29 protein-coding genes are annotated in these 26,418 nt (G+C 65.7%); 13 read left to right on the forward strand and 16 right to left on the reverse strand.

Annotated elements, in window-relative coordinates:
- The first annotated feature begins 6 nt into the window (after positions 1-6).
- The 11 genes from ACFMPD_RS06980 (at position 7) to ACFMPD_RS07030 (ending at position 12,758) form a co-directional block, all read left to right on the forward strand.
- Positions 7-1,437 carry a hypothetical protein gene (locus ACFMPD_RS06980; protein WP_380993076.1) on the forward strand — a complete coding sequence of 477 codons (1,431 nt, stop codon included), beginning with the start codon at positions 7-9 and terminating at the stop codon, positions 1,435-1,437.
- Positions 1,438-1,545: 108 nt separating this feature from the next.
- Positions 1,546-2,838, forward strand: a complete 1,293-nt coding sequence (locus tag ACFMPD_RS06985; protein ID WP_380993077.1) for an ABC transporter substrate-binding protein — start codon at positions 1,546-1,548, stop codon at positions 2,836-2,838.
- A gap of 74 nt (positions 2,839-2,912) precedes the next feature.
- On the forward strand, positions 2,913-3,839 hold the full coding sequence (locus tag ACFMPD_RS06990; protein WP_380993078.1) for a branched-chain amino acid ABC transporter permease: 927 nt from the start codon (positions 2,913-2,915) through the stop codon (positions 3,837-3,839).
- On the forward strand, positions 3,836-4,783 hold the full coding sequence (locus tag ACFMPD_RS06995; RefSeq protein WP_380993079.1) for a branched-chain amino acid ABC transporter permease: 948 nt from the start codon (positions 3,836-3,838) through the stop codon (positions 4,781-4,783). The genes ACFMPD_RS06990 and ACFMPD_RS06995 overlap by 4 nt, the downstream gene beginning before the upstream one ends.
- On the forward strand, positions 4,780-5,487 hold the full coding sequence (locus ACFMPD_RS07000; protein WP_380993080.1) for an ABC transporter ATP-binding protein: 708 nt from the start codon (positions 4,780-4,782) through the stop codon (positions 5,485-5,487). Before ACFMPD_RS06995 ends, ACFMPD_RS07000 begins: the two co-directional genes overlap by 4 nt.
- Positions 5,487-6,182 carry an ABC transporter ATP-binding protein gene (locus ACFMPD_RS07005; RefSeq protein ID WP_380993081.1) on the forward strand — a complete coding sequence of 232 codons (696 nt, stop codon included), beginning with the start codon at positions 5,487-5,489 and terminating at the stop codon, positions 6,180-6,182. Before ACFMPD_RS07000 ends, ACFMPD_RS07005 begins: the two co-directional genes overlap by 1 nt.
- 100 nt (positions 6,183-6,282) lie before the next feature.
- Entirely contained in the window at positions 6,283-7,137 is an 855-nt protein-coding gene (locus ACFMPD_RS07010) for an FAD binding domain-containing protein (RefSeq protein WP_380993082.1), read from the forward strand.
- Entirely contained in the window at positions 7,134-9,884 is a 2,751-nt protein-coding gene (locus tag ACFMPD_RS07015) for a molybdopterin-dependent oxidoreductase (RefSeq protein WP_380993083.1), read from the forward strand. The genes ACFMPD_RS07010 and ACFMPD_RS07015 overlap by 4 nt, the downstream gene beginning before the upstream one ends.
- Positions 9,877-11,328, forward strand: a complete 1,452-nt coding sequence (locus ACFMPD_RS07020; protein ID WP_380993084.1) for a 6-hydroxynicotinate reductase — start codon at positions 9,877-9,879, stop codon at positions 11,326-11,328. Before ACFMPD_RS07015 ends, ACFMPD_RS07020 begins: the two co-directional genes overlap by 8 nt.
- 1 nt (position 11,329) lies before the next feature.
- Positions 11,330-12,184, forward strand: a complete 855-nt coding sequence (locus ACFMPD_RS07025) for a UPF0280 family protein (RefSeq protein WP_380993085.1) — start codon at positions 11,330-11,332, stop codon at positions 12,182-12,184.
- The gene (locus ACFMPD_RS07030; protein WP_380993086.1) at positions 12,177-12,758 is read left to right on the forward strand and encodes an amino acid synthesis family protein; all 582 of its coding nucleotides are present in this window, start codon (positions 12,177-12,179) and stop codon (positions 12,756-12,758) included. The genes ACFMPD_RS07025 and ACFMPD_RS07030 overlap by 8 nt, the downstream gene beginning before the upstream one ends.
- 36 nt (positions 12,759-12,794) lie before the next feature.
- On the opposite strand, the gene maiA is transcribed toward ACFMPD_RS07030, so the two are convergent.
- From maiA to hmgA, 6 genes are all read right to left on the reverse strand, one after another.
- Positions 12,795-13,433, reverse strand: a complete 639-nt coding sequence (gene maiA / locus ACFMPD_RS07035) for a maleylacetoacetate isomerase (RefSeq protein ID WP_380993087.1) — start codon at positions 13,431-13,433, stop codon at positions 12,795-12,797.
- Entirely contained in the window at positions 13,426-13,623 is a 198-nt protein-coding gene (locus ACFMPD_RS07040; protein ID WP_380993088.1) for a DUF2783 domain-containing protein, read from the reverse strand. The genes maiA and ACFMPD_RS07040 overlap by 8 nt, the downstream gene beginning before the upstream one ends.
- Positions 13,620-15,236 carry an FAD-dependent oxidoreductase gene (locus ACFMPD_RS07045; RefSeq protein WP_380993089.1) on the reverse strand — a complete coding sequence of 539 codons (1,617 nt, stop codon included), beginning with the start codon at positions 15,234-15,236 and terminating at the stop codon, positions 13,620-13,622. Before ACFMPD_RS07045 ends, ACFMPD_RS07040 begins: the two co-directional genes overlap by 4 nt.
- A gap of 88 nt (positions 15,237-15,324) precedes the next feature.
- A complete protein-coding gene (locus tag ACFMPD_RS07050; RefSeq protein ID WP_380993090.1) occupies positions 15,325-16,275 on the reverse strand; it encodes an MBL fold metallo-hydrolase in 951 nt (316 codons plus the stop codon).
- Positions 16,276-16,360: 85 nt separating this feature from the next.
- Complete coding sequence (gene fahA / locus ACFMPD_RS07055) at positions 16,361-17,617, reverse strand: fumarylacetoacetase (protein WP_380993091.1); 1,257 nt, start codon at positions 17,615-17,617, stop codon at positions 16,361-16,363.
- Positions 17,618-17,663: 46 nt separating this feature from the next.
- A complete protein-coding gene (gene hmgA / locus ACFMPD_RS07060; protein WP_380993092.1) occupies positions 17,664-19,025 on the reverse strand; it encodes a homogentisate 1,2-dioxygenase in 1,362 nt (453 codons plus the stop codon).
- A 72-nt stretch (positions 19,026-19,097) separates the two neighbouring features.
- Between hmgA and ACFMPD_RS07065 the strand changes: the two genes are divergently transcribed.
- Entirely contained in the window at positions 19,098-19,574 is a 477-nt protein-coding gene (locus tag ACFMPD_RS07065; protein WP_380993093.1) for a MarR family winged helix-turn-helix transcriptional regulator, read from the forward strand.
- A 34-nt stretch (positions 19,575-19,608) separates the two neighbouring features.
- Entirely contained in the window at positions 19,609-20,859 is a 1,251-nt protein-coding gene (locus ACFMPD_RS07070) for an adenylate/guanylate cyclase domain-containing protein (RefSeq protein ID WP_380993094.1), read from the forward strand.
- A gap of 27 nt (positions 20,860-20,886) precedes the next feature.
- Here ACFMPD_RS07070 and ACFMPD_RS07075 read toward each other — a convergent pair whose 3' ends face one another.
- The 10 genes from ACFMPD_RS07075 to ACFMPD_RS07120 all read right to left on the reverse strand — a co-directional run bounded on the left by ACFMPD_RS07075 (position 20,887) and on the right by ACFMPD_RS07120 (position 26,418).
- Positions 20,887-21,696, reverse strand: coding sequence for a division plane positioning ATPase MipZ (locus tag ACFMPD_RS07075; protein WP_380993191.1), 810 nt, complete (start codon positions 21,694-21,696; stop codon positions 20,887-20,889).
- Between the two features lie 316 nt (positions 21,697-22,012).
- Positions 22,013-22,234, reverse strand: coding sequence for a 50S ribosomal protein L31 (gene rpmE / locus ACFMPD_RS07080; RefSeq protein ID WP_380993095.1), 222 nt, complete (start codon positions 22,232-22,234; stop codon positions 22,013-22,015).
- 11 nt (positions 22,235-22,245) lie between these two features.
- Positions 22,246-22,629: a 50S ribosomal protein L19 gene (gene rplS / locus ACFMPD_RS07085; RefSeq protein WP_380993096.1), complete on the reverse strand. Its 384-nt coding sequence runs from the start codon at positions 22,627-22,629 to the stop codon at positions 22,246-22,248.
- A gap of 248 nt (positions 22,630-22,877) precedes the next feature.
- Positions 22,878-23,717: a tRNA (guanosine(37)-N1)-methyltransferase TrmD gene (gene trmD / locus ACFMPD_RS07090; protein ID WP_380993097.1), complete on the reverse strand. Its 840-nt coding sequence runs from the start codon at positions 23,715-23,717 to the stop codon at positions 22,878-22,880.
- A 55-nt stretch (positions 23,718-23,772) separates the two neighbouring features.
- Positions 23,773-24,276, reverse strand: coding sequence for a ribosome maturation factor RimM (gene rimM, locus ACFMPD_RS07095; protein ID WP_380993098.1), 504 nt, complete (start codon positions 24,274-24,276; stop codon positions 23,773-23,775).
- On the reverse strand, positions 24,273-24,416 hold the full coding sequence (locus ACFMPD_RS07100) for a hypothetical protein (protein ID WP_380993099.1): 144 nt from the start codon (positions 24,414-24,416) through the stop codon (positions 24,273-24,275). The genes rimM and ACFMPD_RS07100 overlap by 4 nt, the downstream gene beginning before the upstream one ends.
- A 5-nt stretch (positions 24,417-24,421) precedes the next feature.
- On the reverse strand, positions 24,422-25,063 hold the full coding sequence (gene bluB / locus ACFMPD_RS07105) for a 5,6-dimethylbenzimidazole synthase (protein ID WP_380993100.1): 642 nt from the start codon (positions 25,061-25,063) through the stop codon (positions 24,422-24,424).
- Positions 25,064-25,067: 4 nt separating this feature from the next.
- Positions 25,068-25,421: a 30S ribosomal protein S16 gene (rpsP, locus tag ACFMPD_RS07110; RefSeq protein WP_380993101.1), complete on the reverse strand. Its 354-nt coding sequence runs from the start codon at positions 25,419-25,421 to the stop codon at positions 25,068-25,070.
- Positions 25,422-25,478: 57 nt separating this feature from the next.
- Positions 25,479-25,775, reverse strand: a complete 297-nt coding sequence (locus ACFMPD_RS07115) for a chorismate mutase (RefSeq protein WP_380993102.1) — start codon at positions 25,773-25,775, stop codon at positions 25,479-25,481.
- An 82-nt stretch (positions 25,776-25,857) separates the two neighbouring features.
- Positions 25,858-26,418 (reverse strand): GNAT family N-acetyltransferase, encoded by a 561-nt coding sequence (locus ACFMPD_RS07120; RefSeq protein WP_380993103.1) that lies wholly within the window; start codon positions 26,416-26,418, stop codon positions 25,858-25,860.

Genomic DNA, 26,418 nt, shown 5'->3' on the forward strand with positions numbered 1-26,418 from the left:
CGTGTCATGAGCATCATGCAGTATCGGCGCAGGATCAAGGGCCAGACAATTTCGAGGACCGCGGGCGTCATCGCGGGCACGATCGTTGCGGGCAGCGCATCGGCCCATGCGTCCGAGCAGGGGCTGGTTCTGCTGCTGCCCACCGGCATCTATGCCACCGCCGGTGTCGCCTGTGTCGTGCTGACGGTGCTGCTGATGATGCGGCTGCCGCAGACCGTGCTGGAGCGGGTTTTTCGCCCGTGGCTGCTGTGGCCGGTGCCGCGTCGGCGGTCCCGGTGGGCGCTGGTCACCAGCGGCCTGTCGGCGCTGGGTCTGATGCTGTTGGTCTGGGCCGGACTGACCGGGTCGCGCGACCCGTTGACCAATCCGTTGCCCCTGACGATCTGGACCGTGTTCTGGGTCGCCTGCGTTTCGGTACAGGGCCTGCTGGGCGATCTCTGGCGCTGGATCAACCCGTGGACCGGGCCGGTGGCATTGACGCGCCGGATGTTGCGCCTGCGCCCATTCCTGCCTCTGCCCGCGCGGCTGGGCCATGGTGCCGCCTTGCTGACCTTTCTGGGGTTTGCCGGCCTGCTGCTGGCCGATCCGGCGCCGTCGGATCCGGCGCGTCTGGCGGCCTATTGCCTGGGCTACTGGCTGTTCACCTATCTTGCGCTGCTGGCGTTCGGGCCGCGCTGGGCCTGGCGCGGCGAGGGGTTCACCATGCTGATGCGCAACTATGCCTTGCTGAGCCTGTTCGGGCGCCGCCGCGGGCGGCGTGCCATCGGGCCCGTGGGCTGGCAGGCGCTGCGGCACCGGGTCCCGCCGGTCGGGGTCGCCGTGTTCATGCTGACGATGCTGGGCAGCGGCAGTTTCGACGGGCTGAACGAGACATTCTGGTGGCTCGACATCCTGGGCCTGAACCCGCTCGAGTTTCCCGGGCGCTCTGCGATCATCTGGCAGACGCTGGCGGGTCTGGTCGTGGCCAATGCCGGGTTGATCCTGATCTATGCGCTGTCGCTCTGGCTGGGGGTGCGGCTGACCGGTTGCGATCTGGCACTGGACCGGGCCTTTTGCCTGTTTGCGCCGTCGATCCTGCCGATCGCGCTGGGCTATCACATCGCCCATTACCTGACCAGTTTTCTGGTCGACGGTCAGTATGTTCTGGCGGCGCTGAACGATCCGCTGGCGCGGGGCGATGACCTGTTGGGGCGCGGCGCGTCCTATGTCACCACAGGGTTCTTCAACACGCCGGACAGCGTACGCCTGATCTGGCTGACACAGGCAGCGGCGGTGGTGATCGGCCATGTTCTGGCGGTTGCGATGGCGCATGTGCTCGCCCTGCGCCAGTTCGGGACCCGGCGCCTTGCCACGCTCAGCCAGACGCCGCTGGCGGTGTTCATGGTTCTGTACACCCTGTTCGGGCTGTGGCTGCTGGCGTCTCCGCGCGGTCTGTAGGAGCAATGAAAGGTTGCCAAACGTCGGGAAAATCCGGATCATTTCGAAACTTGGCGCGACCTCGATCGGCAAAAAAAGCGCATTCGTCTGCCAAAAGGAACAGATTTCATGACCGATGACCGGAAAAAACCTGTTGGACACACCCGTCGAAATGCATTGAAAACCCTGGCCGCAGGAGCCGGGGGGGCTGTGTTGCCATTGTGGGCACGCTATGCCCAGGCGCAGACCTCAGAGCCGATCCGCATCGGTTTTCAGGTGCATCGCACCGGTATCGGCGCCGCCTATGGCCGCTGGTACGACCGCACGACCAACGCCGCGGTCGCGCTGATCAACGACGCCGGCGGCATCAATGGCCGCTTGGTCGAGATCGTCGCCGAGGATGACGGCACCGACCCCAAGCGCGGTGCAGAAGTGGTCGAGAAATTCGCCACCCAGCACAATTGCGATGTCGGTTATGGCACCCTGTTCTCGCACGTGGTCATCGGCTCTGCGCCGCGCGCGGGCGAACTGAAACTGCCCTATTTCGTGGTGTCCGAGGGCCACCATGTCGCCAGCGGCATGCTGAACCGGTACACGCTGCAACCCGGTATCACCGATGTCAAAAGCCAGGTGCAGGCGATGGCGCCCTTTGTCAGCCAAAACCTGGGCAAGAAGGTCACGATGATCTATCCGGATTTCGCCTTTGGTCACGATCACCGCGACTATTTCAGCGCCGCGCTGGCCGAGCAGGGCGGCGAGGTGGTCGCCAAGATCGCGATCCCGCCAACGGAAACCAGTTTTACCAAGTATTTCCCCAAGATTCCGCGCGACACCGAGGTGATCTATCATGTCATGGTCGGCCCCGCCGTGCTGACATTCGTCAAGGAGCTGGGCGAGTTCTTTGGTCCCAGCCGGCCCGAGATCTTCGGCTTTATCGACAGTCTCGAGGCGGTGGATCTGGCCAGCTCGGGGTTGGAATTTCTCGAAGGCACCTATTTCTGGGAAGGTAATCCGCGCTATGCGCAACCCGACCAGAGCGACTATGACAAGCATTACCGCGCCGCCGTCGGGGTCGACGAGAATGGTGCGTCGATCAGCGATCCAAGGGATGTCTCGACCTATGCCCACATGTTCGGCTGCTGGGAAACCCTCTATACGATCAAGGCCGGAATGGAGGCCGCCGGCTATCAGGGGCCGGGCGACCGGGCCGCTCTGATCGAGGCGGTCGAGGCCATGACCGACATGCCCCATTCCAACGAACACCCGCAGGGGGCCAAACGGTTCAACGGCAAGACCCACCAGGTCTTTGGCCACCAGTATATCAGCAAGGTGACCGATGGCAGGCTGATCGTGGTGCACACGACCTCAATCGAGGATACGCTCTATCCCGACGAGGTGGACTATACCACCCAGAGCCTGTGAACGCGGGGCGCATATGTCCGGCCGGCCGGTCGCTCTGCGCCGGGTCCGGCTGAGGCGGGGCGGACGGATCACGGATGGAATTCGGACCCTATCTGATCCTAGCGACCCTCGAGGGCGCGGTCACTGCGGCGGTGCTGGCGCTGACGGCGGTCGGGCTGTCGCTGGTCTTTGGCGTGATGCGCGTGGTCAATGTGGCGCATGGCGAGTTTTTCATGCTGGGCGCGGTTCTGGCCTGGTGGGTGACAGGTCAGGTCGGCGGCCATCCGGCGCTGGGATTTGGCCTGGCGCTGCTGGTGGTGCCGATTCTGGTCGGGCTGCTGGCCGCTGTGGCGGACATGACGGTGCTGAAACGTCTGGCCTATGATCCCGAGCGTACCATCGTCGCCACCATCGGCCTGCTCTACATCATCCAGCAGGTCACGCTGATGAGCTATGGACCCGACGCGCGTCCGGTGGCGCCACCGTTCAACACCCGGCTGGCCATTCCCTGGATCGAATTTGCCGATGGCCGGTTGCAACTCTACTGGCCCTGGGGGCTGGGCACCACCAGCTACAAGCTGGCGGTGATCGCGGCGGCGGTGCTGGTGCTGGTGGGGGTCTGGGGACTGATGGCGCGCAGCCGCATCGGCCTCGTGATGCGGGCGACGCAGATGGACCGCGACATGGCGCTGGCCTTTGGCATCCCGGTCGAGCGGGTCTATGCGCTGGTCTTTGGCCTTGGCGCCGGGCTGGCGGCGCTGGCGGCGGTGCTGATCGTGCCGATCCAGCAGGCGCATTACCTGATGGGCGGCGATCCCTTGTTGCTGGCCTTTATCGTGGTGATCATCGGCGGGCTGGGCAGCCTGCCGGGCACGGTGGTGGCGGCGGTGCTGATCGGGTTGTCGGACGGCATCATCTCGGTGTTCTTCTCGCCGACGCTGGCCAAGATTCTGGCCACGCTGCTGGTGGCGCTGGTGCTGGTGTTCCGCCCGCAGGGCCTGTTCGGGGTGCGTCGCGCATGAGCGCCGGCGCCCGCCGCGACCTGCTGTTGCACGCCGCGCTGCTGGCGCTGCTGCTGGCGCTGCACTTCCTGCTGCCGGCCTATCACCACGGCAACATGGCGCGCATCCTGGTGCTGGCCACTTATGCGATCGGGTTCAACGTGCTGTTTGGCTATACCGGGCTGCTCAGCCTGGGCCATGCGCTGTTCTTTGCCGCCGGCATGTACGGCATGGGGCTGGCGGTGCGGCATCTGGGGTTTTCGCCTGTCCCGGCGCTGGCCGCCGGGCTGGCCGCCGGTTTGCTGGTGTCGCTGGTCGTCGGTGCGCTGGCGCTGCGCACCACCGGGGTGGCGTTCATGATCGTGACGCTGATGTTCGCACAGGCGGGGTATCTGACGGTGCTGTATTTCGGCGCCTTTACGCGCGGGGACGAAGGGTTCGTGATCCAGCAGGCTCAGCGCGTAAAGGCGGGCATCGACCTGTCGGATCCTGCCAATCGCTATTTCGCCGCCCTGACCCTGTTCGCAACCAGCCTGATGGCGACGCTGTGGCTGGTGCGCGCGCCCTTTGGCAGGGTTCTGATCGCCATCCGCGAGAACGAGGACCGCGCCCAGATGCTGGGCTATGACATTGGCCGGCACAAGCTGGTGGCAGTTGTGATCTCGGGGACGATCTCGGCGGCGGCGGGGGCGGTCTATGGGCTGCTGTTCGGCTATGTCGGTGCCAGTTTTGCGGCGGTGCAATATTCGATCTTTCCGCTTTTGTGGGTGCTGCTGGGCGGTGCCGGCACCACATTGGGTCCGTTCATCGGCACGCTGTTCATGTTCTATCTGATCGACCTGTCCAGCGGGCTGACCACTGCCTACATGCTGGTTGCCGGCATCGTTCTGGTGCTGCTGACCCTGTTCGCGCCGCTGGGTCTGGTGGGCGAATTGCGCCGGCGCATCTGGCGGGGGCTGCCATGACCCTGCTGTCCACGCGCGGGCTGAGCAAGCGGTTTGCCGGGCTGCACGCGGTCGAGGATGTCGATTTCGATCTGCCCCGGGGCCAGGTGCGGGCGCTGATCGGGCCGAACGGGGCGGGCAAGACCACCTTTGTCGGCATGCTGTGCGGCCGCATCCCGCCCAGCGCCGGGCAGGTGATCTTTGACGGGCAGGACATTTCCGCCCTGCCGGCGCATCGACGCATCAATCTGGGCATGGCCTATACGTTCCAGATCACCTCGGTCTTTGCCAATCTCAGCCTGGCCGAAAACGTCGCGCTGGCGGCGCGTCGGCGTCTGCGCGGTGCCGCCGTGCCGTCGGCGGTGCAGGCAGCGCTGGCGCAGGTCGGTTTGACCGAGCCGCCCGAGCGCAATGCCGGTGATCTCAGCTATGGCCACCAGCGCCTGTTGGAGATCGCCATGGGGCTGGTGCAAAAGCCGCGCCTGCTGATCCTGGACGAACCCACGCAGGGCTTGGCGGATAGCGAGATTGCCGCCTTCAAGCGTCTGATTCGCGATCTCGCGACACGCGCCACGATCCTGCTGATCGAACACAACATGTCGGTGGTGATGGAGACCGCCGACGTGATCACGGTGCTGAATTCCGGCCGCGTTCTGGCCGAGGGCAAACCGGGTGATATTCGGGCCGACCGGGCGGTGCAGGCCGCCTATCTGGGGACCGGCTGATGCTGGAGCTGCGCGACCTGAATGTCGCCTATGGTCATGCCCAGATCCTGCGCAACCTGTCCCTGCAGGTGCAGGCCGGGGAAATCCTGTGCTTGCTGGGGCGCAACGGTGCGGGCAAGAGCACGACGATGAAGGCGATCATGGGGCTGCTGCCGCTGATGTCCGGGCAGGTCAGGCTGGGCGGGCAAGTGATCAGCGACCTGCCCGCGCATCGGGTGGCTGGCACCGGCATCGGCTATATTCCCCAGGGCCGCCGCCTGTTCGGCGAATTGACGGTGGCGCAGAATCTCGAGATCGGCCTGATGGCGGGGAAATCCGGTCCGCAGGTTCTGGACGATGTGCTGGACCTGTTCCCGCGTTTGCGCGAACGGTTCCGCCAGCGTGCCGAGACCCTGTCGGGCGGGGAACAGCAGATGCTGGCCACTGCCCGCGCCCTGTGCCTGCAGCCCCGGGTCCTGCTGCTGGACGAACCGACCGAGGGGTTGCAACCCTCGATGATCGACCTGATCCGCCGGGTCATCGTGGTGATGCGCGACCGGGGAGTCGCGATCCTGCTGGTCGAACAGCGCATCGACGCGGTGCTGTCCGTCGCCGACCGGGTGGCGTTCATCGACAACGGCCGCAATCAGGAAACCCTGACGGCCGAGGCCTTGCGCGCCGATCCTGCCCTCCTGCAGCGGCATCTGGGCGTATAGCCGGGGGCGGGCTTGTCTGTTGACAGGTTGCCGCAGGGACCGCAAAATCCGGCTGGTCGCCGAGATAGACCGCCCCCCAACCGCGCGAGGCAAATCGCACGTGTCTGCATATCACCGGCCCGAAACCCTGAAGGACGCCCTGGCGATACTTGCCCGGTCACCGGCAGTGGTGGCGGCGGGGTGCACCGATCTGTTTCCGGCAACCGAGCGTCAGACATTGGCCGGGCCGGTGCTGGATATCACCGCCATTGCCGGGTTGCGCGGTATGCGGGAAACCACCCAGGGCTGGCGCATCGGCGCCACGACCACCTGGCGCGATGTTCTGGACGCCCCGCTGCCGCCGGGTTTCGACATGCTGAAACAGGCCGCGCGCCAGATCGGGTCACCCCAGATCCAGAACGCCGGCACCGTGGCCGGAAACCTGTGCAACGCCTCGCCCGCCGCGGATGGGGTGCCACCGCTTTTGGCGCTGCAGGCGCAGGTCGAACTGACCGGCCCTCAGGGGCCGCGCCGTCTGAACCTGGCCGATTTCCTGTGCGGTGTGCGGCAGACCCGGCGGCGGGATGACGAATTGCTGACGGCGATCCACATTCCCTGCGCGGCCGGTGCCGGGCGCAGCGTCTTTCTGAAACTCGGGGCGCGCAAACACCTGGTGATCTCGATTGCCATGGTCGCGGTGCGCCTCGTGGCGGCGCAGGGCCGGGTCGTGGATCTGGCGCTGGCGGTCGGGGCTTGTTCGCCGGTAGCGGTGCGGCTGCACGCGCAGGAACAGGTGTTGGTCGGTCAACCCTTGCCCGATCTGGCGGCGCGGCTGGACCCGGCGGCCGTGGCCGCCGATCTGGCGCCGATTTCCGATTTCCGGGCCGATGCCGCCTATCGTACCGAGGCCGCGGTCGCCCTGTTGCGGCGGGCGCTCGCGGGGCTGCAACCGGGCGCGCCGGACATGGTGTCATGAAGGACGCTGCGGAACGGCAATTATCGGTCAATGGCCGTTTGTTCAGCGTGACCGCGCCGCCCGGGCGGCGCTTGTCCGACGTGCTGCGCAACGAGTTGGGGCTGACCGGCACCAAGGTCGGCTGCGATGCCGGCGATTGCGGCGCCTGCACGGTTCTGCTGGATGGCCGGCCGGTCTGCGCCTGCCTGACCCCCTTGGCGCAGGCGGCCGGGGCCGATATCCGGACGGTCGAGGGGCTGGCCGCCGAAAACACCTCCTCGCGGTTGCAGGCGGCCTTTCTGCGCCATGGCGCGGCCCAATGCGGTATCTGCACCCCCGGTATGCTGATGGCGGCGCAGGCGCTCTTGATGCGCGACCCGTCCCCGGACCGGGACGCAATCGAAACCGCGCTGAGCGGCGTGCTGTGCCGCTGCACCGGGTATGCCAAGATTGTCGCCGCGGTCCTGGATGCCGCCGCCGCCCCCGGCAGCGGCATCGCGCCCGGGGCGGGGCAGGCGGTCGGCGCCCGCGTGCCGCGCTTGGACGGTCCGGCCAAGGTGGACGGAACCGAACGCTTTGGCGCCGATGTCAGCCCGTCCGGCGCGCTGATGGTACAGGCCATCCGTTCGCCGCACGCGGCGGCCCGCTTTCAACTGGGCGATGTGGCGGGCTGGATCGCGGCGCAATCGGTCGAGGCGCTGGTGTTCACCGCCGCCGACATACCCGGTATCAACCGGTTCGGGGTCATCCCGGACTGTGCCGATCAGCCGGCTCTGGCCGAGACCCATGTGCGTATGCGTGGCGAGGCGGTGGCGCTGGTGGCGGCGGCGCAGAACGATATCGCACGGCTTGATCTGGCGGGGTTTCCGGTGACCTGGCAGGCGGAACCGGCGCTGACCGGTCCCGCCGCTGCGCGTGCGCCCGGGGCGGCGCGTCTGCATCCCGCGCGCGCGGACAACATCCTGATCCAGGGCAAGGTCCGGCGCGGCACGCCCACGACCGCTCTGCGGGACGCAGCGGTGGTGGCCGAGGCCAAGATCGAAACCGGCCATGTGGAACATGCCTATATCGAACCCGAGGCCGGGGCCGCCTGGATCGAGGGCGAGACGCTGGTCATCCGCGCCTGTACCCAGGCGCCGATGCTGGACCGCGACGACACGGCCCGGGTGCTGGGGCTGCCGGCCGAACGCGTGCGCATCCTGCCGGCGGCGGCGGGTGGCGGTTTCGGGTCCAAGCTGGACCTGTCCGTACAACCCCTGATCGGGCTGGTCGCGCTCAGGACCGGGCGGGCTGCGCGCATGGTCTATGGCCGCCGCGAAAGCATGGTCAGCACCACCAAACGGCACCCGGCGCGGATGACCGCGCGGGCCGGGATCGACGCGCGGGGCCGGATCACGGGCATGGAGTTTGACGGCGATTTCGACACCGGCGCCTATGCCAGCTGGGGGCCGACCGTGGCGGTGCGGGTGCCGGTGCATGCCTCGGGGCCCTATCGCGTGCCGCATTACCATGCCCGGGCCCGCGCGGTGCATACCCACAACCCGGTTGCCGGCGCTTTTCGCGGGTTCGGCGTGCCGCAGGCGGCGATCCTGCAAGAGGCGTTGTTTGACGATCTTGCCGAAAAAGCGGGGATCGACCGGCTGCAATTCCGCCGGCAGAACGCGCTGCGCGACGGTGACCGCTCGGTCTGCGGGCAGCAATTGTACGGTGTCGGCATCCGCGCCTGTCTGGATGCGCTGCGCGATCCCTGGGCGCGGGCGCTGCAGCGCGCAAGCCAGCTCAATGTCGGCGCAGGCGACATCCGACGTGGCGTCGGGGTGGCGTCGTGCTGGTATGGCTGCGGCAACACCGCCCTGCCCAACCCGTCGACGATCCGGCTGGGCCTGACACCGGATGGCCGGCTGTGCCTGCATCAGGGCGCCACCGATATCGGTCAGGGCGCAAACACGGTGATCGCGCAGATTTGCGCCGATGCGCTGGGTCTACCGCTGGATCAGGTCCGGCTGATCGGTCCCGACACCGCGCGCACGCCCGATTGCGGCAAGACCTCGGCCTCGCGCCAGACGGTGATCACCGGCAAGGCGGCGCTGTTGGCCGGGGCGGCGCTGCGGGCGCGGATTCTGGCGCTGAGCAACATGGGGGACGATGCGCGGATCCGCCTGGCGGGCGCCACCCTGCAGGTCAGCGACGGGCAGGCGCAGCGCCGGATCGCCCTGGGGGAACTGCCGGTTGACGGGCATGGCTATGTGCTGGCGGCCGAAGAGCGCTATGACCCGCCGACCCGGCCGCTGGACGAGAACGGGCAGGGCGTGCCCTATGCGGTCTATGGCTATGGCGCGCAGCTGGTCGAACTGGATGTCGACATGACGCTGGGCACCGTGCGGGTACAGCGCATCACCGCGGCGCATGATCTGGGGCGGGTCATCAATCCGCTGCTGGCCGAGGGCCAGATCGAGGGCGGCATCGCGCAGGGGTTGGGCATGGCGCTGATGGAGGAATATCTGCCCGGACGCACCGAGAACCTGCATGATTATTTGATTCCGACCATCGGCGACATGCCCGAGATCCGCTCGATCCTGATCGAGAAACCGGATCCCGAGGGGCCGATGGGCGCCAAGGGGCTGGGCGAGCATGTGCTGATCCCCACCGCGCCGGCGATCCTGAACGCCATCCGCGATGCCAGCGGCGCGCGCATCACCCGCCTGCCGGCCCTGCCGCATCGGGTGCGGGCGGCGATCCGCGCCGCCAGCGAGGCCCGGCATGACTGAGAAACGCAGAACGAGGCCGGAAAAGATACGCTGCGACGCCTGCCCGGTGATGTGCTATATCGCCGAGGGTCAGATCGGCGCCTGCGACCGCTATGCCAACCGGGGCGGGCGGATCATCCGCTGCGACCCGCTAACGGTGCTGGACAGGCGTATCGAGGCGGGCGGCGAAATCCGGCCCTTCCTGACCTCGGAATGGGACGGGCAGGTGATCGCCGGCGACGATCTGTTCATCACCGCCGTCGGGTCCGGCACCACCTACCCCGATTACAAGCCCGCGCCATTCATCGTCAGCCGCGACATCGACGGCGTCGATTTCGTCACCGTGGTGACCGAGGCGATCTTTTCCTATTGCGGTGTCAAGGTAAAGATCGACACCGACCGGCATCTCGGCCCCGAGGCCGCGCCGGTGCGGGCGCAGGGCGAACATGTGGGTCATGTCACCACCAGCGAATATGGCAGCCAGATGCTGTCGCTGGGCGGGGTCGAGCATTTGACGGGCGGTTCGAAACCCGAGGGCCGAGTCACCTGCGACACGCTGCTGCGCCTGTGCAACCGCCAGGCGGTCGACCTCGATGTCGATGGTGGCGCGTCGGTGACGGTGCAGGCCGGGCAGCCGCCCATTGTCGACGGTCAAGTCGAGGAGCGCATGCGCGTCGGCTGCGGCTCGGCCACCATTGGCATGTTCGCCAGCCAGTGGCAGGGGCTGGTGGACGAGGTGGTGGTGGTCGATGACCACATTACCGGCGTGGTCAGCGAGCATCAGGCCGGCAAGGTGCTGGGCTGGCCGGATACCGGCATCCGCATCAAGGGCCGGCGCTCGACCCCGGGGCGGTATTTCCAGGTGGCGCAGCCGGGGCTGGGCTGGGGCGGTACCGACATTTCCGACCCGCTGACGATCCTGGGCGACTGGAACCCGAAAAAGGGCGCTCGGCCCGGGCTGACCTTGTTGATGGTGTCGACCACCGGCGAGCAATGGGGCTATTTCGTGCTGGATGCCGATCTGGTGCCGCGGCCCGCCGCCTTGCCCGACCGCCTGCGCCCGACCGTCGATCTGATTGCCGAGAATTGCGAACCGGCGCTGTGTACGGTGCTGTTCATGGGCGGCGCGGGCGGCTCGTTGCGCTCGGGCGTGACCCGCAACCCGGTCAAGCTGACGCGGTCGGTGCAAGAGGCCCATACCCGGGTCACCGTGGGCGGCGCGCCGGCCTATGTCTGGCCGGGCGGCGGCATTACCCTGATGGCCGATGTCACGCGGATGCCGGACAACGCCTTTGGCCATGTGCCGACGCCGGCGCTGGTCGCGCCGCTGGAATTCACTCTCAGCCGGGCGGATTACAACGCGCTGGGCGGGCATGACCATGCGGTGCGGTCGGTTGCGGATGTGCTGGAACATGGCGGCGAATACGGTGCCGACCTGCGCGCGGTTCCGCCGGAAAGGAAGTAGAATGCCGGGGCCGCAAATCTCGTTTCTGCCGGATGGACGGCGGCTGCACCTGCATCACGGGCCGATCGATCTGATCATCGCCGCCGACGGGCCCGGTCGCGCGGCGGGACTGGCCCGCGCGGCCAGACGCTTTGACACCCTTCTGGCAGAGCTGGCCGCCGAATTGCCGCAACTGCGTCGCCCGGTCACCGATCGGTGCATTTTGCAGGGGCGCGTCGCGCGCGCGATGCAGCGTGCGGCGCTGGCCCATGCGCATGTGTTCGTGACCCCGATGGCGGCCGTGGCCGGGGCCGTCGCCGACGAGATCCTGGCCGCGATCTGTGCCGACGACGGGCTGCGTCGGGTGCATGTGAACAACGGCGGGGATGTCGCCTTTCACCTGGTGCCGGGCGCGGAACTGACCGCCGCCATCGCCGCGCCGAACCTGCCGCGGATCACGCTGCACGCCGCCGGGTGCACCCGCGGCATGGCAACCTCGGGCTGGCGCGGGCGCAGCCTGTCGCTGGGCATTGCCGACAGCGTGACCGTTCTGGCCCGCACCGCTGCCCGGGCGGATGTCGCCGCGACCCTGATTGCCAATGCCGTGGACCTGCCCGGCCATGCGGCGGTCCGCCGGGCACCCGCAAACCAGCTATTTGCCGACAGCGATCTGGGTGACCGGCCGGTGACCGTGGACGTCGCGGCGCTGGGCCCGGATGAGGTGGCGCGCGCGCTGGGGCGCGGCCAGCGTCTGGCCGAAAGCTGTCTGGCGCGCGACCTGATCACCGGCGCGGTTCTGACACTTGGCCCAGCCTGCCGGGTCGTGGCCGCGCCTGACCTGTTGACCGCTTTTGAAAAGGACCGGATTCATGCCTGATTTCACCCTGCGCAAGACCATGATCTTTATCGAGGACATTCATCACGACGGCGGCGCCATCGCCCGCGAGCCGCGCCGCCGCGCCGCCATCGTGGCGCTGGTGCGCAACCCGTTTGCCGGCGGCCATACCGAACATCTGATGACGGCGATGGAAGACCTGAAACCTCTGGGCCTGATGATGACCGACCGGTTGATCGAGGCGATGGGCGGGATCTCCGGGATCGACGGTTATGGCAAGGCCGGTCTGGTCGGCGAGGGCGGCGAACTGGAGCATACCGCGCTGTGGCACGTGCCCGGCGGCTATGCCATGCGCGAACGCCTGGGCGCGGCCAAGGCCATCGTGCCGTCCTGCATGAAGATGGGCGGGGTCGGCACCCGCATCGACATTCCGCTGGGCCATATCAACGCGGCCTATGTGCGCAGCCATTTCGACGGGATCGAGGTCGGCGTGCCGGACGGGCCGCGCGCCAACGAGTTGCTGTTCGCCCTGGCGATGAGCCGGGGGCCGCGCATTCACAACCGCATGGGCGGGCTGGCAGCCGAAGAGGTCGTCGGCGAGGACGGTCTGCGCTGAGGCAAGAACGGCCCCGGCTGCGCCGCCGCCCCGCTGTCAGTCGGGTTTGCAGGCATCCGGGTGCGCGGCGGCAAAGGCCGGGTGCTGCGCACAGGCAGCATCGACCGCCAGCAGGCGCGGCATGTCTGCGATGTCCACGTCCCAGCGCCGGGCATTATAGACCTGCGGCACCAGGCAGAGATCGGCCAGACCCGGTCTGTCGCCACAGCAGAACGGCGTCTGATCGAACTCGTCCAGCAGGGTTTCAAAGGCGGCCAGACCGGGGCGGATAAACCGCTGCATCCAGGCCTCGCGTGTGCCGTCGCGGCCTCCGGTCAGCTGTTCGGCGTAGGCCGCGACCGCCAGGTTGCAGACCGGGTGGATATCCACGGCAACCGACTGGGCCAGAGCCAGTTGCTGCACCCGTTTCGCTGGATCGCGGGGCAGCAGGCCCAGCTTTCGGGTCTGGTCCAGATAGTCGAGGATCGCCAGTGATTGCGTCAGGCGCAGCCCGTCGATTTCCAGCACCGGAACAAAGCCCTGCGGATTGCGCGCCAGATGTGTGGGCAATCGGTTTTCACCGGCCGCCAGATCGACCGACACCGCCCGATAGGCGATGCCGGCCAGATTCAGAGCGATCCGCACGCGGTAGCTGGCCGACGAGCGCCAATAGTCGAACAGAACCGCGTCAGCCATCCGAATAGGCGCGGGCGACGGCCATGATTTCCCTGAGCACGCCGACATCGCCGATCCGGTTTGCCATCAGCAGCACCAGCCGCGCGTTCAGGGCGTGACTTTCGCTGTCGGCAAGCCCGGCATGGGCGTCCATCAACGCATTATAGAATTCGTCCTGTTCCGGGCTCAGCCGGTCGGGTGTGGCGTTCATGTCGCGTCCTCCAGTTCTGCGCCCAGGGCGCGGGCCTTGGCGGTCAGGACCGCCTGGGTCGTAGGGTGATCGAACACCGCGCAGACATGGCCGTCGGGTCGGAAAAGATAGGCCTTGCCCGAGCCGTACCGCCGGGTGGCATAACCGCCATTGGCCATGAAACAGGGGTAGTCTGCCCGCTGGTTCACTCCGATGCGGCGCACCAGGTCGATATCGGGCAGGGTCACGTCGCCAAAGGCAACCAGGGTGAAATCGCCCTGGACCTCGCTCAGAAGCCAGCTGTCGCCGGTAGCGCTGGTCAGGGGCGCGTCGATCAGCGCCCGGCCGGGTGCGACCTGTGCCGATCCCGGCGTCTGCAGCGCCATCCCCTCCAGCGAGCAGGGCAGGGACAGCCGGCCGGAATTCAGCAGTTTCTGCGCAAAGGGCTGATCATGCGCCAACCGCAGGGTTTCGGCGCGGAACAGGGCCTCGATCGGGGTCTTGGGGGTCATGAAATTGGTGGACCGCGCGGAGTTCAGAATGTTCTCGGCGGCGCCGTGGCGACGTTCCTCGTCATAGGTGTCCAGCAGCCGGACATCGGCCGTGCCGGACAGAACCGCTTCGAGTTTCCAGCCCAGATTGTCGATGTCCTGGATGCCGCCATTCCCGCCGCGGGCGCCAAAGGGGCTGACCACATGGGCGCTGTCGCCGGCAAAGATCACCCGGCCATGCACGAAACGGTCCAGCTTGATGCAGCGGAACTTGTAGACGCTGACCCAGTCCAGTGAAAACGGTTTGTCTCCGACGATCGCCTTGATCCGGGGGACCACCTTGTCCTCGGCGGATTCGGCGGCCCCGTCGGCATCCACGTCCAGTTGCAGATCGATGCGATAGATGTTGTCGGGCTGCATGTGCAGCAGCGCCGATTTGCCCGGGTGAAACGGCGGATCGAACCAGAACCAGCGCTCGGGCACATCCTTGTCGCCGAACGGGCTCTGTTCCATCTCGATATCGGCGATCAGAAACTGCTCCTCAAAGGTCTGACCTTCAAAGCTCAATCCCATCCGATTGCGCGTCGGCGACCCGGCGCCGTCGCAGGCAATCAGATAATCGGCCTGCAGCTTGTAAGGGCCGTCCGGGGTTTCGATCTGCAGCTCTACGCAATCCTCGATCTCTTTGTGATCGACCACGTTGTTCTTGAACCGCAGGTCGATCAGGTCGGAAAACTCCTGGGCGCGCTGCACCAGATATTCTTCGACATAGTATTGCTGCAGGTTGATGAAGGCCGGATATTTGTGCCCCTGCTCCGGCAGAAGATCAAAACTGTAGACCTCCTCGGCACCGTGAAAATTCCGCCCGATCTTCCACGTGACCCCCTTGGCCAACATGCGCTCGCCGACCCCCAGCCGGTCAAAGATTTCTAGCGTGCGCTTTGACCAGCAGATTGCGCGGCTACCCACCGAAACTACGTCATTGTCGTCCAGCACCACCGATTTCACCCCGCGCTGGGCCAGGTCGATGGCCATCGCCAGGCCGACCGGACCGGCACCGATGATCGCCACCGCGTGACGCGGCTCGGATTCGGTCAGACCGGGCGGCGCGACATAGGGGAAGGGGGTGTAGTCATAGGCCATTGGGCGTTCTCCCTCAGTTCTGTTGCGGTCTTTGGCAGCCTGCCGCTGGCAGGGGCAGGCGTCCATGATCGAAATCATGGGCCGCAGATCAACCTTGCAAGTCTTGCCACATCTGAAGATCGCGCTGCGCGGTCCAGATGCGCGGCGTGTCGATACCGCGGGCTTCGTCATAGGCACGGGCGACGTTGAAGGGCAGACAATGCTCATAAATGGCATAATCGGCGAATTTCGGGTCGCATTCGGCGCGCACCGCGTCCCAGGCATCTTTCAGGCTGCCACCCCTGGCGGCAACCTTGGCGGCAGGACGAAAGGTGCTGGTCACGAAATCGCGGGTATTCTCGATCGCCGCATCCACCATGTCGCGGCCCACCAACGCATCGCCGCGCCCCGGCGCAATGGCATCGACTTCGAACCATTTGATCGCATCCAGCGTGTCGCCCCAATCGGCGAAATGACCGTCGCCGCAATAGCAGGCGCTGTGATATTCGACGATGTCGCCGGTGAACATGACATTCTGATCCGGTACATGGATAACGATATCCCCGGCGGTATGGGCCCGGCCCAGATGCATCAGGTCGATACGGCGGTTGCCGAGATAGATGGTCATGCTGTCGTTGAAAGTGGTGGTCGGCCAGGTCAGGCCGGGGATACTCTCATGGCCCTGAAACAGCCGCGGAAAACGCTGAAACTCGCTGTCCCAGTCCTCTTGCCCGCGCTCAACCACCATGGCGCGGGCCATGTCCGACATCACCACTTGATCGGCCCCGAAAGCCGAGGCCCCCAGCACCCGCACCGCGTGGTAATGGGTCAGCACCACATGGCTGATCGGCTTGTCGGTGACCTCGCGCACCTTTTCGATCACCTTGTTTGCCAGACGCGGCGTGGCCTGGGCCTCGACGATCATCACGCTGTCATCGCCGATGATCACGCCCGAGTTGGGGTCGCCCTCGGCGGTGAAGGCGTAAAGACCCGCGCCGACTTCGGTAAACGAGATGTTCTTTTCGCTCAGGTCGCCTTGGGATGCGAATGCTTTGGCCATCTTGTCCTTCCTCGCCCCGGGCTTGACCCGGGGCCTCATGGTTTTTCGGTCAAAAGGCCCCGGGTCAGGCCCGGGGCGCGTTGGATTATCGCTGATAGGGGTTTTCGACGGCCGGCAGGACAGTGCCGCTGCAGGTTCCGAATCCGATCCTGTACCCGTCGCCCTGCGCATGCCCGTGCAGGGTCAGCGTGTCGCCATCTTCTAGAAACGCGCGCGTTTCGCCGCTGTCCAGCGTCACCGGCTCCTTTCCGCCCCAACTAAGCTCCAACAGGCTGCCGCGCTGCGATTTCTCCGGACCCGAGATGGTGCCCGACCCCAACAGATCGCCGACATTCATCGGGCAGCCCGAGGTGGTGTGATGCGCCAGCTGCTGCGCCGAGGAGTAATACATCTCCTTGTAGTTGGTTCGCGCGATGGTGCTGGCCTCCTTGCCGGCCGGGGCCAGCGTCACCGCCAGATCGACGTCATACAGCATCGGGCCGCAATCCTTGAGGTGGTCCAGCAATTCGACCTCGCGCGCGGGGGTGTCGGCGCGGAACGGTTCCAGGGCTGCGCGGGTCACGATCCAGGGGCTGATGCTGGTGGCGGTCGCCTTGGCCTGAAACGGACCCAGCGGCTGATATTCCCAGGCCTGAATGTCGCGGGCGGACCAGTCGTTCAGCAATACGTAGCCAAAGATATTGGCATCCGCCTCCTGCACCGTGATCGGCCCGTCGCTGGCGACCCCGACGATGGCGCCGATTTCCAGCTCCAGATCGAACCGGCGGCAGGGCAGAAAAGCGGGCTTGTCCTGATCCGGCGATTTCAGCTGGCCCCAGGGCCGGCGAACGTCTGTGCCCGAGACCACGACCGAAGAGGCCCGCCCGTTATATCCGATCGGGATATGCAGCCAGTTCGGCGGCAGGGCGTTTTCGGCGCCGCGAAACATCGTGCCGACATTGGTGGCGTGGTGCCGGCCGGCATAGAAATCGGTGTATTCGCTGACCATAAGGGGCAGGTGCAACTGCGCCTGCTCCATCGGGACCAGCAGCGGTTCCATCCTGTCCCGTTCGGCCGATCCCTCGGCCAGCAGCGCCGTCAGCCGCGCCCGCAGCGCCGCCCAGACCGCCGGACCTTCCTCCATCAGATCGTTCCAGAACGGCAGCTCGAACAGGGCGACCTCGGTCAGATCGATCAACCCATCGGCCTCGGCGGCCTGCATGTCCAGGATCATGTCGCCGATGGCGACGCCACAGCGCGGCTCGGTGCCTTCGGTCGAGAACACGCCGTAAGGCAGGTTGTTCAGGGGAAAGGGGTGGTCGGCTGCATTTGCCGACGTCACCCAACTGGTTTTCAGGGGCATTCAGTTATCCTTTTGTGGCGCGGACCGCCGCGGTCGCCGGCGCCGGTCACTTTCGTCCGGGCGTACCATCGAATTTCTTTTCGATGTCATCCCAGCAGTCAATATAGTCGTCCTGCAGCGGCGCTTCGTTGGCGGCAAAGGCGGTCAGATGCTGCGGAAACCGCGTCTCGAACATGAAGGACATGGTGTTGTCCAGCTTTTCAGGTTTCAGATCGGAATTGCTGGCACCCTCAAAAGCGTTCTTGTCCGGCCCGTGCGGCAACATCATGTTGTGCAGGCTCATCCCGCCTGGCACGAAACCCTGCGGTTTGGCGTCATATTGACCATAGATGTTGCCCATCAGTTCGGACATGATGTTCTTGTGATACCAGGGCGGGCGGAACGTGTCTTCCATCACCATCCAGCGCTCGCGGAACAGCACGAAATCGATATTCGCGGTGCCGGGCACGCCACTGGGCGCGGTCAGCACGGTAAAGATCGACGGGTCGGGGTGATCGAACAGGATCGCGCCGACCGGGCAATAGGTGCGCAGATCGTATTTCACCGGCGCATAATTGCCGTGCCAGGCGACCACATCCAGCGGGCTGTGGCCGATATGGGTTTCATGGAACTGACCGCACCATTTGATCGTCACGGTGCTGTCGGCGTCGCGGTCTTCGTAGGCTGCGACCGGGGTCTTGAAGTCGCGCCGGTTGGCCATACAGTTCGCGCCGATCGGACCGCGCCCGGGCAGTTCGAACTTCTGGCCGTAATTCTCGCACACGAAACCCCGCGCCGGCCCCTCCAGCACCTCGACGCGATAGACCAGACCGCGCGGCAGGATGGCGATTTCCTTTGGTTCCAGGTCGATGATGCCCAGTTCGGTGCAGAAGCGCAGCCGGCCCTCCTGGGGCACGACCAGTAATTCGCTGTCGGCGGAATAAAAATAGGCGTCCCGCATCGAAGCGGTGACCAGATAGATATGCGTCGCCATGCCGACCTGGGTGTTGACATCCCCGGCGGTGGTCATCGTGCGCATGCCGGTCAGCCAGGTCAGCTCCGCGTCCGAATGCGGCACCGGGTCCCAGCGGTACTGGCCAAGGCTGATCACGTCCGGGTCCACGTTGGGTGCCGATTTCCAATAGGGCAGGTCGATCTTGTGATAGCGGGCCGAATGCTTGACCGAGGGGCGGATGCGATAGCACCAGGTGCGCTCGTTCTGGTGGCTGGGCGCGGTAAAGGCGGTGCCGGTCAGCTGCTCGCCATACAGGCCATAATTGCATTTCTGCGGGCTGTTCATGCCTTGCGGCAACGCTCCGGGCAAGGCCTCGGTTTCGAAATCATTGCCAAATCCTGGCATGTAACCCGGCGTCGTGCCGGTGGGGCTGTCGGCTTGGATCATCTCTTTCGCGTCGGTCGGACAATTCATCGCGGTCTCCTCGAAATGGCTGGCTGTTGGGTAATAGTTGATTTTGTAACTAACAACGGCAAAAAGGAGGACATGAAGGAAAAAGATGATTTCGATCTGCAGAATTTTCTGCCCTACCTGTTGAATCAGGCGGCCGAGGAAAGTTCGCTGGCATTTCAGCGTGTCTACAAGGGGCGATACGGCATGTTGCGCACCGAGTGGCGGGTGCTGTTCCACCTGGGCATGTACGGGCAGATGACGGCCCGGGACATCGGCGCCGAGGCGCGGATTCACAAGACCAAGGTCAGCCGCGCCGTCCATAAACTGGTGCAGCGCCGGTTTCTCACCCGCACGCGCGACGAGCGCGACCGCCGTTCGGAAAAGCTGGACCTGACCGCGGCGGGACGGGCCGCCTATCACGAATTGCGGATCGTCGCGATGCGCTATGACGCGACTCTGGCCGACGGGTTCACCGCCGACGAGGTCGCCCTGCTGCGCCGGATGTTGCGGCAGCTTGCCGGCAAGAACGGCAAGGACTGCGGATCATTGCCTCGGACCGGTCGCGCGTGAGGGGGCAGGCCGCAGAACTCCGGGGATCGTACCGATGACTGGGGCGGCACACCCGACGCATCCGCCCACGGCGGACAATGCGGAACTGACGGCCTGGCTGATCCGGCAGGGGCTCGAGGGAACCGGGCACGAGGCCTTGTTGCAGGGATACTGCCAGCAGTTGATCGCCAGGGGCGTGCCGTTGTTTCGCCTGCATGTAGCGCAGCGGGCCTTTCACCCGGAATTCGGCGGGATGGGGTTTGACTGGTGGCGCGATACCGGATTGTCGCGCGAGCGTTATGCGCATGAAAACTCGGTCGCGGATTCCTGGCGCAACAGCCCATTGTACCACCTCTTGATCAGCGGGCAGACCGAAATGCGCGAGACCTTGGCGCACATGGATGCAAACGGGCGTTTCCCGATCCTGCAGGAATTGCGGGAAAAGGGGGCGACGGACTATTTCGCGATGGCGATGGCGTTCGAAAAACTGCCGCCGGGGCGGCCGATCGACCCGCAGAACACGCCCGAGGGCATCGTCATCTCGTGGACGAGCGACCATGGCGACGGGTTTTCGGCGGCGCATATCCGGTTGATTCGGGACGTCATGCCGGCCTTGGGGCTGGCGCTGAAATCGGCGTCGAACCGGCGCATGGCGCGGGAACTTCTGGCCGTTTACCTGGGGGCGGATGCCGGCGCCCGTGTTCTGTCGGGCGAAATCCGACGCGGGTCGCTGCAGCGGATCGACGCGGCGATCTGCTATTTCGACCTGAGCGGCTTTACCCGTCTGGCCGAACGGACCGAGGTCGAATTGCTGATCGGGATGCTGAACGACTATTTCGGACTGGCGGTCGATCATGTCCAGTCGCGTGGCGGCACGGTCCTGAAATTCATCGGCGATGGCTTGCTGGCAATGTTCGATGGCCCCGACAAGCAGGCCGCCTCTGTTGCGGCGCTGGACATGGCGGCCGCGCTGCGCCGCCGGATCGCCGCACGCAACCTGGAACGGGCCGGCGAGGGGCAGCCGACGGCAGATGTAACCCTGGCGTTGCATGCGGGCGAGATCTTCTATGGTAATATCGGTGGCAAGGACCGGCTGGATTTCACGGTGATCGGTCCAACCGTCAATCTGGCGGCACGGTTGTCCGACATGCACGCGGCCCTTGGACAAAGCGTGATCCTGTCCGAAGCCATAGTCCGGTACGCGGGGGAAACCGGCCACGATCTGGTGCCCTTGGGGCGTGTCATGCTGCGCGGAGTGGCCGCGCCGCAGCCGCTGTTCACGCTGCATGATCCCGGGCAGGTCTGAGCAGAGGTCCGGTTGCCGAGCCGCAGATCAGATATCGACTTGAACGCCCCGCAGGTTGAGGGCTTTCAGCATTTCACGCAATTCCTGCCGCGCGGCGATGTTGGACATGTTCAGCTTCTTGACGCCGATATCTTTGAGATCCAGCAGGGTCAGGCCGCGCGGGAACAATTCGCGAAAGATCACCCTTTCGCTGAATCCGGGTGCGACGCGGAACCCGATACGCTCGGACAGCAGGCGCACCGCGCGCTCCATCTTTGCCTTGTTCATCATGTGCTGTGAACCGACCCGGTTGCGCAGAACCACCCAGTCAATCGGTTTCAACCCGGCCTGAGCACGCAATTGCCGGGCGCTCCAGACCATTTCGGAATAGACCGACGGCCCCTGGATTTTCTCGCACTGGTTGTCGATGCGTGCCAGCAGATCGAAATCGACAAAGCTGTCGTTCAGCGGCGTAATCAGCGTGTCCGCCAGGGAATGCGCCACCTGACTGAGGCGGGTGTGCGACCCCGGGCAGTCGATCAGAATGAAATCGCAATCCGGTTCCAGCGACGCCACCGCAGCGGCCAATCGCAGGTCAAAGATGTTCTCGCCCGGCGGTACGGTGGCCGGGTCGATCTCGGGCAATTCGCGGAAATCCGGTTCCGGCAGGTTCAGACCGGATTTGCGGATAAAGTCGCGGCGGTTCTCGGCATAACGGCCCATGGTGCGTTGCCGCAGATCCAGGTCCAGCGCGCTGACCTTGTGCCCCATGCGCACCAGCGCCGTGGCCAGATGCATCGAGACGGTGGATTTCCCCGCCCCGCCTTTTTCGTTTCCAACGACGATGATGTGCGCCATGCCCGTATCCTTTGCCGCGGTGCCCGCGCGGTCTGGTGTTTCCGCATCTATAGGATGCGGTTCGCCAGTTGGAAAGCGCTCTGCCTGAACCGGGTCCTTCTGGCCGGTCTGGGTAGCAGGTTGTTTGATCGGATCGGGGGGAAGAAAGGTCATCTGGGGTATCGCCTCGCTGTGCGCGGTCGCTCGCGCCGACAGTCTTGCCGCAAAACCTTTCCAATTCGTCACCATGGCCCGGCACGGCCCGGGGCCGGTCCGGGAACGCAAAACGCCGCCCTTTGCGGGGCGGCGTCGATATCTGCGCAATGCGTGGTCGGTTTCAGAAACCGAGGCCCTCGTATTTTTTCTTGAACTTGGACACGCGGCCGCCGGTGTCCAGCAGGCGGGTGCCGCCGCCGGTCCAGGCCGGGTGGGCGCTGGGGTCGATGTCCAGCGCCAGGGTGTCGCCCTCTTTGCCCCAGGTCGATTTCATCTGAACGACGGTGCCGTCGGTCATCTTGACGTCGATGAGGTGATAGTCGGGATGGATGTCTTTTTTCATCTGTCCGTACCTTACGCCTGTGCGCCCGAAAGCGGCTTGTAGTGGGAATCCTCTGCGATCCGGGCGGACTTGCCGCGACGCGAGCGCAGGTAATACAGCTTGGCCCGGCGGACACGGCCGCGACGGACAACGGTGATGCTTTCGATATTGGTCGAATGCAGCGGGAACACCCGCTCGACGCCTTCGCCAAAGGAAATCTTGCGCACGGTAAACGCACCGGCAATGCCGTTACCGCCCTTGCGGGCGATGCAGACGCCTTCGTAGTTCTGTACGCGGGTGCGCGAGCCTTCGGTCACCTTGTAACCGACACGCACGGTGTCACCGGCTTTGAAATCGGGGATGTCTTTCCCCAGGGCGGCGATCTGTTCCGCCTCCAATTGTGCGATCAGGTCCATCGCATCTACTCCTAAATGCTCGTGGTTGCTCCACGAAGATTTGCGCGGCCTCAGAGCTCTTGGTCTTCACCGGGTCCGCATGCCGCGCCCGCCAGAGGTCAGGTCGTCTGTTCCTTGCTGCGTGGTCCGGCGCGCCGAGAGAGAAGGCCGAAGAAGGCGCGGCTCTCGAATGCCAGCAAAGACCACAGGCCCGGAGCCGCCAAGGCGATTCCGGGCCTCTGTCGGTTTAGGCGAAACCCGGATGCGGATCAAGCCCGATCGGCAGGGTCGCGGTCGCCCAGCCGTCGCCACAGATCCGGGCGGCGCTCGCGGGTCAGGCGTTCGGACTGGGCCTGGCGCCACTGGGCGATCCGGGCGTGGTGGCCCGACATCAGCACGTCTGGGATGTCACGCCCCTTCCACGAGGCCGGGCGGGTATATTGCGGGTGTTCCAGCAGGCCGGCGGAGAAGCTTTCCTCGACCGTTGACTCCCGGTTGCCCAGCACGTCCGGGATCAGGCGCACGGTGGCGTCGATCAGCGCCTGGGCCGCGATCTCGCCGCCGGTCAGGACGAAATCGCCCAGGCTGACCTCTTGCACGCCGTAATGCTCCAGCACCCGCTCGTCGATGCCCTCGAAGCGCCCGCATATCAGGGTGACGCCGGCAGACTGGGCCAACCCGCGCATCAGGTTCTGGGTCATCGGGCGGCCGCGCGGCGACAGGTAGATCAGCGGCCAGTTCTCGGGCGTGTCGGCCTGCGCCGTTTCGATGGCCGGCCCGACCACGTCGGCCCGCAGCACCATCCCGGCACCGCCGCCGGCCGGCGTGTCATCGACATTGCGGTGCTTGCCAATGCCAAAGCCGCGCAGATCGATGGTTTCCAGCTGCCACAGCCCCTCTTGCAGCGCCTTGCCGGTCAGGCTTTCGCCCAGAACGCCGGGAAAGGCGGTCGGAAACAGGGTGATCACCTTGGCCTTCCACACGCCTTTCAGATCGGGCACCGGGGACATCAATTCGCGTGGCTGCATCGTGGCACGGATGGTTTTGCGGCCCAGCGATCTGCCGGGGGTCGGATCATCGGACGCGGATTTGGCGGGACGGTCGGTCATGGCGATTCCCCAGACGTTGCCTGCCGGGTGCCGGGCCCGGCCAGAGCGACAGATTTCAGAACAGGCCCTGTGGCGGATCGGCGATGATCCGGCCCTGGGTCAGATCGACGGTTGGCACGTTGTCGCGGGTAAACGGCAGCAGGACGCTGTCCCTCAGACCCGGCCCATGGATTTCCAGCAGATCGCCGGCCCCATGGTTCAGCACCGATTTCACCTGACCCAGCCGGGTGCCGCCGGAATCCAGCACCGTCAGCCCGATCAGGTCGGCGTGATAGAATTCGTCGTCCGGCAGCGACGGCAACTGATCGCGGCGGGCAAACAGGCGCAGCCCACGCAGCGCGTCGGCCTGTTCCTTGGTTTCGATGCCGCCCAGACGCGCGGTGAACCCGTTCTGGATGGTGCCAATCAGCGCCACCGAATAGCTATGCTGGCCGTCCTCTGTACACAGCGGCGAATAGGTCTCGATATCCTCGGGCACGGCGCAATAGCTTTTCAGGCGCACCTCGCCGCGCACCCCAAAGGCTCCGGCCAGGGCGCCGACGCAAACCAGATCACTCATCGTTGTCCTCCTTCGCAAAGCCCGCCAGTCACCCGCCCGCCGGCATCCAGGCACCGGTCGGTATGAGCGCTGCGCTCGTAGAACACGCCGGTGACAAAGGCGAGCAGCACAAAGATGGCCAGTCTGATCAATCCGAACATCGCTTTCAGCGCACCTCCAGGGGCAGGGTGGCATGGCGCTGTTCCCAGCCCTGACGTTCCAGTTCCGGCGTGTCCGAAACGGCTTCCGGCCAGCCGATGCAGAAATAGCCGATCAGGCGCCAGCTGTCCGGCACCTGCAGATCGCGCGCCAGCCGGTCCGGGTCGAGAATCGACACCCAGCCCAGTCCCAGCCCCTGGGCCCGCAGCGCCAGCCACATCAGGGTGATGCCGCAGACCACGGAATACCGCCGCATCTCGGGCATGGTCGCGGCCCCCAGACCGCTGCCTTTTTCGGTGCCGTCGTCGCAAAAGACGGCCAGGTGCACCGGCGCCTGATCCATCCCGGACAGTTTCAGCCGGCCATAAGCGGCGGCCTTTTCACCGTCATACCCCGCCAGCGCGTCGGCGTTGGCGGCGCTGAAATTGTCCTGTACGGCAGCGCGTCGGGCCGGGTCGTCGACCCTGACCAGACGCCAAGGTTCGCTGAGTCCGACAGAGGGCGCAAGCGCGAACGCGTCGAGGCCGCGCGCCAGCGCCGCCTCGTCCACAGGGTCGCTGCGGAACCGGCGCACGTCGCGCCGGAGCTGCATCAACCGATTCAGCTGCGTGCGGAAATCACCGTCGAACTCGGTGCCCGGCACGGTCACCGGCTCAGTCTTCGGCGACAGCTGCGGCCTTTTCGGCCTTTTCTTCGGCGCGGGCCTTGGCCTTTTCACCGGGTGTGCCCTTTTTCGGGTTGTTGCGTTCGGTCTTTTCCCGGACGCCGGCGGCTTCCAGCATGCGGGCGATGCGGTCGGTGGGCTGGGCGCCCTGGCCCAGCCAGTACTGCACGCGCTCGAGGTCCATCTTGACGCGGTCTTCGCTGTCCTTGGGCAGGAGCGGGTTGTAGGTGCCCAGCTTTTCGATAAAGCGGCCATCGCGCGGCATGCGGCTGTCAGCTGCAACGATGCGATAGAAGGGGCGTTTCTTGCTGCCGCCACGGGCAAGACGGATTTTCATGGCCATTGGGTGTGTCTCCTTTGAATGGCGTGGGGGATGCGCATTTGGCATCCAGTATCGGGGTTATTGTTGCTGTTTCTCGTGGTGGTGGATGACTTCCTGAATGATGAAATTCAGGAAAGCCTTGGCGAATTCCGGGTCCAGATCGGCCTGGTTCGCCAGGTCTTCGAGACGTGCGATCTGTGCCGCTTCGCGGGTCGGATCGGACGGGGGAAGGTCGTGTTCGGCTTTCAGCTTGCCCACCGCCTGGGTGTGCTTGAACCGCTCGCCCAAGGTATAGACGAGGATCGCATCGAGCCGGTCGATGCTTTGGCGATGCTCTTTCAGCAGCAGCGCGGCGCGGGCTACGGGATCGGTCATGCGGGTCTCCGATGGGCGAAAACGGCGGCGGGCGGCGCGGCGGCGCGCCGGTTGGCTGCCATGAGGGAAAACGGGCGCGGCATCAGGCATAGGCCTCGATGCTGCCATCGACCAGACGGTCCGGTGACGGGTGACGATAGACCAGACAAGGGGTATTGCCGGGTCCGCTGGCGCGGTCGTCGCGGCGGGCGCCCAGACGTTCGGCCAGGGCGATCGAGCGGCTGTTCTCCGGCGCGACATAGCTGACGGCGGTGTCCCAGCCCAGAATGTCATAGGCATGGGCGCGGGCCGATTGCACGGCCTCGAACGCATAGCCCCGGCCCTCGGCCTCGGCGGACCAGACCGACCAGCCGATTTCCCGTTCGGGCCAGCCCTCGGGAAACCACGGGCCGGCCATGCCCAAAGCGGTATCGTCGCTCTTCCGGGTAAAGACGAAATTGCCGTAGCCGCGCAGCGCCCAATGACCGATGACATGGCCAAAGGCACGCCAGGCGAGGCTGTCGTCCACCGCGTGAGGCCGAATGAACCGCGACCTTTCCGACGCCATCATCGCGCGCCAGGCCGGCCAGTCCTGCGGGCCGGGGGCGCGCAGGATCAGACGGTCGGTTTCCAGAACCGGGGTATCGGCCAGACGCGGGGTCAC

The sequence above is a fragment of the Sedimentitalea sediminis genome, assembly GCF_042687825.1.
In the GTDB taxonomy this organism is placed as follows: domain Bacteria; phylum Pseudomonadota; class Alphaproteobacteria; order Rhodobacterales; family Rhodobacteraceae; genus Sedimentitalea.